This is a genomic window from Phenylobacterium sp., assembly GCF_035276905.1.
In the GTDB taxonomy this organism is placed as follows: Bacteria; Pseudomonadota; Alphaproteobacteria; order Caulobacterales; family Caulobacteraceae; genus Phenylobacterium.
The window spans coordinates 1-3,533 of the sequence record NZ_DATELG010000197.1 but is presented as its reverse complement, the minus strand read 5'-3'; the positions used below and the strand labels follow the sequence as shown (position 1 = coordinate 3,533).

Here is a 3,533-nt window from a genome sequence, read left to right as displayed (position 1 = left end):
TCTTCAGGAAGCGATCAGGATTGTCGGCCACTGTGACGACATGCCCGCCGCCTTCATGCTTTGCGACCTGGCGCTCTTGCCTACCACCGTGCCGGAATCCTTCGGCCGCGCGGCCGTCGAGCCGCAGGCGATGGGGCGTCCGGTGATCGCCGCGGCGCACGGCGGGACCATGGAGACGGTGGTCGACGGGGAGACCGGCTGGCTGGCGCCTCCCGGCGACGCCGAGGCCTGGGCCGCGGCCCTCGCCCGGGCCATCGACCTGGGGCCCCAGGGCCGCGCCCGGATGGGCCAGGCCGCCATGGCCCGCGCCCGCGCGCTCTACCGCGTCGAGGCCATGTGCGACGCCACGCTCAAGGCCTATGAACGGGTTCTGGAGGCCCGCGCCTGATGTCGCCCCGCAAGGTCGAGAAGATCCTGGTCATCAAGCTGTCCGCGCTCGGCGACTTCGTCCTGGCGCTGGCGGCGATGAAGAAGATCCGCGAGGCGCACCGCAAGGCGCACATCACCCTGCTCACCACCCCCCCCTTCGCGGCGCTCGCCAAGACCTGCCCCTACTTCAACGCCGTCGAGACCGACGGCCGGCCGGAGAACTTCGGCCAATGGATGGCGCTGCGCCGGCGGATCAGGCAGGCCGACTACGCCCGGGTCTACGACCTGCAGACCTCGGCCCATTCGGGGCGGATCTTCCAGGCGCTGCGGCCCAACCCGCCGGCCTGGTCGGGCATCGCCTTCGGCTGCTCGCTGCCGCACAGGAACCCGTTGCGCAACTCCATGCACACCCTGGAGCGCCAGGCCGACCAGCTGATGTACGCCGGCATCTGGCCCGACGCGCCGACCGCGCCGGGCGCGGCGCCGCCGCCGGACCTGTCGTGGATCTGGAAGGACCAGCCGGCGGACCGCCCGGTCCCCGGCGCGGTGAAGCCCAGGCCCTATGTGATGTTCGTGCCCGGCGGTTCGGCGCATCGGCCGGAGAAGCGCTGGCCGGTCGAGAAGTACGCCGAGCTCGCCCGCATCCTCTATTCCAAGGGCTACGACATCGTCATCATCGGCGGCCCGCAGGAGACCCCCCTGGCCCACGCCATGCAGCGCGAGGTTCCGCGCGCCCGCGACCTGACCGGCCGCACCGACTTCGCCCGCATCGCCGTCCTGGGCGCCAAGGCCGCGCTGGCGATCGGCAACGACACCGGCCCGCTGCACCTGGCCGCCGCCGCCGGCGCGCCGACGCTGGTGCTGTTCTCCAGCGCCTCGGACCCGGCGCTCTCGGCGCCGCGCGGCAAGGTGGCGGTGCTCAGGGCGGAGCGGCTCTCCGATCTGCCGGTCGCAACTGTGGCGCAAAGAGCGCAATCTTTGATCGGCGCGACCACCGGCGCGGCTTGATACCGCCGTAACCCTCACGCATATAGTTGCCCATCGTCCGGTTCGCTGCCGAAGCGCGCCGGCGTTTGCGTATCAACAACCCGGAGCCAACCCCTATTCGCCGCCCCATGCAGGCGCCTCCCGTCAAGGACGGGCCGCGCATCAACGATGAAATCCGCGTTCCCCGTGTGCTGCTCATTGACCAGCACGGCGAGAAGCAGGGCGTGATGCCCACCTCCTCCGCCCTCGAAGCGGCTGAAGAAGCCGGCCTCGACCTGGTCGAGATCGTTCCGAACGCGGAACCGCCCGTTTGCAAGATCCTGGACTACGGCAAGTTCAAGTTCCAGGAGCAGAAGAAGAAGAACGAGGCGCGCAAGCGGCAGAAGGTGGTGGAGATCAAGGAGATCAAGCTCCGCCCGAACATCGACAAGCACGACTACGAAGTGAAGCAACGGGCGATGACCCGCTTCTTCGAAGAAGGCGACAAGGTGAAGGTCACCCTGCGCTTCCGCGGCCGTGAGCTGGCCCACCCGGAACTGGGCATGAAGCTGCTGCAGCAGGTGAAGGCCGACTTCGAGCCGGTGGCCAAGGTCGAGTACGAGCCGCGCATGGAAGGCCGGCAGATGATCATGATCCTGGCGCCGCGGTGAGGCCGCACCGCCAGACCTGACGCGCGGCCGCCGCCGGGCGGCCGTTTTCGTTTTCCGAAGCGCCTTCCTCTCCCGGCCAAGCCGGGAGAGGGGGACCGCTCGCCGAGCGCAGCGGAGAGCGAGCGGTGGAGAGGGCAAGCCGCCGCAGGGACTTTGCCAGGAGGGGCGCTGAGCTGCTCCACCGCCCGGTGTTCCTCCCGCGAGCGGGAGAGGAAGAGCGAGGCCCCAGCCTTGCATTCCCCCGGCCTTTCGCGTATCAGCCACGCCCTTCGGAACCGCCTGGCCACCAAGGCATGCCAGGGCGGCTCGTAAACACGCCAAGAGGACGGGGCCCTTAAAGGCTCCGACGTGAAATGCCGAAACTGAAGACGAAGTCAGGCGCGAAAAAGCGCTTCAAGATGACGGCGTCGGGCAAGCTGAAGGCCGGCGTCGCCGGCAAGCGGCACCGCCTGATCAGCCACAACGCCAAGTACATCCGTCAGAACCGCGGGACCAAGGTGATGAGCGAAGCCGACGCTCAGATCATCAAGAAGTTCCTGCCCTACGGCCTCTAAGAAGGAGCTCTGACCGATGGCTCGCGTGAAGAGGGGCGTGACCGCCCACGCCAAGCACAAGAAAGTCCTGGAGCAGGCCAAGGGCTTCTACGGGCGCCGCAAGAACACCATCCGCACCGCCAAGGCGGCCGTGGACAGGGCCGGCCAGTACTCGTACCGCGACCGCAAGGTCCGCAAGCGCAGCTTCCGCTCGCTGTGGATCCAGCGGATCAACGCCGCGGCGCGCCTGGAAGGCTTCACCTATTCGCAGTTCATCCACGGCCTGGACAAGGCCGGCATCGAGATGGACCGCAAGGTTCTGGCCGACGTCGCCGGCAAGGATCCGGTCGGCTTCAAGGCGATCGCCGACAAGGTCCGCGCCGCCCTGGCCTAAGAGACAAGGGAGCAATCCCCGTCTTTCGAAGAGCCCTCCGGCGCAAGCCGGAGGGTTTTTTGTTCTCGCTCCCCCCGTCCTGCTCTAGAGCAAGCGCCGTCATGACCGATCTTTCGCACCTGGAAGCCGAGATCAGCGGGCGCATCGGCGCCGCGGGCGATCTCGCCGAACTCGACGCCGTGCGCGTGGCCGCGCTGGGCAAGTCCGGCTCGATCTCCGAGCTGCTCAAGACCCTGGGCCAGATGAGCCCCGACGAGCGGCGCGAGCGCGGCCCGCAGATCAACGGCCTGCGCGACCGGGTCGGCGGGGCGATCGCCGCCCGCAAGGCCGAGCTGGAGGCCGCCGCGCTCGACGCCCGCCTCGCCGCCGAGCGCGTCGACCTGTCGCTGCCCGCTCCGCCCGAGCGCCGCGGCCGGGTGCATCCGACCATGCAGGTCCTGGACGAGATGATCGCCATCTTCGGCGAGATGGGCTTCGGCCTGGCGGAAGGTCCCGACATCGAGGACGACTTCCACAACTTCGAGGCCCTGAACATTCCGAAGGACCATCCGGCGCGCCAGATGCAGGACACGTTCTACCTGCCGGCCAAAGAAGACGGCG

General features: G+C 68.7%; 5 protein-coding genes and 1 pseudogene. All 6 read left to right on the top strand.

The features are described from left to right. The coding region (locus VJS38_RS09220; RefSeq protein ID WP_324087854.1) for a glycosyltransferase at positions 1 to 388 on the top strand (388 nt) is incomplete at its 5' end. Beyond that, the gene (locus VJS38_RS09215) at positions 388 to 1,377 is read left to right on the top strand and encodes a glycosyltransferase family 9 protein (protein ID WP_324087853.1); all 990 of its coding nucleotides are present in this window, start codon (positions 388 to 390) and stop codon (positions 1,375 to 1,377) included. The genes VJS38_RS09220 and VJS38_RS09215, both read left to right, overlap by 1 nt. A 107-nt stretch (positions 1,378 to 1,484) precedes the next feature. Next, positions 1,485 to 2,006: a translation initiation factor IF-3 gene (infC, locus tag VJS38_RS09210; protein ID WP_324087855.1), complete on the top strand. Its 522-nt coding sequence runs from the start codon at positions 1,485 to 1,487 to the stop codon at positions 2,004 to 2,006. A 353-nt stretch (positions 2,007 to 2,359) separates the two neighbouring features. Next, positions 2,360 to 2,560, top strand: coding sequence for a 50S ribosomal protein L35 (gene rpmI, locus VJS38_RS09205; RefSeq protein WP_324087852.1), 201 nt, complete (start codon positions 2,360 to 2,362; stop codon positions 2,558 to 2,560). Positions 2,561 to 2,576: 16 nt separating this feature from the next. Further along, entirely contained in the window at positions 2,577 to 2,933 is a 357-nt protein-coding gene (gene rplT, locus VJS38_RS09200; protein WP_324087851.1) for a 50S ribosomal protein L20, read from the top strand. Between the two features lie 101 nt (positions 2,934 to 3,034). Then, positions 3,035 to 3,533, top strand: a pseudogene (locus VJS38_RS09195) (phenylalanine--tRNA ligase subunit alpha); the annotation flags it as partial.

Excerpts from the sequence above, each read along its gene's own strand:
- VJS38_RS09215 (WP_324087853.1), top strand. The coding sequence starts at position 388 with ATGTCGCCCCGCAAGGTCGAGAAGATCCTGGTCATCAAGCTGTCCGCG.
- infC (WP_324087855.1), top strand. The coding sequence starts at position 1,485 with ATGCAGGCGCCTCCCGTCAAGGACGGGCCGCGCATCAACGATGAAATC.
- rpmI (WP_324087852.1), top strand. The coding sequence starts at position 2,360 with ATGCCGAAACTGAAGACGAAGTCAGGCGCGAAAAAGCGCTTCAAGATG.
- rplT (WP_324087851.1), top strand. The coding sequence starts at position 2,577 with ATGGCTCGCGTGAAGAGGGGCGTGACCGCCCACGCCAAGCACAAGAAA.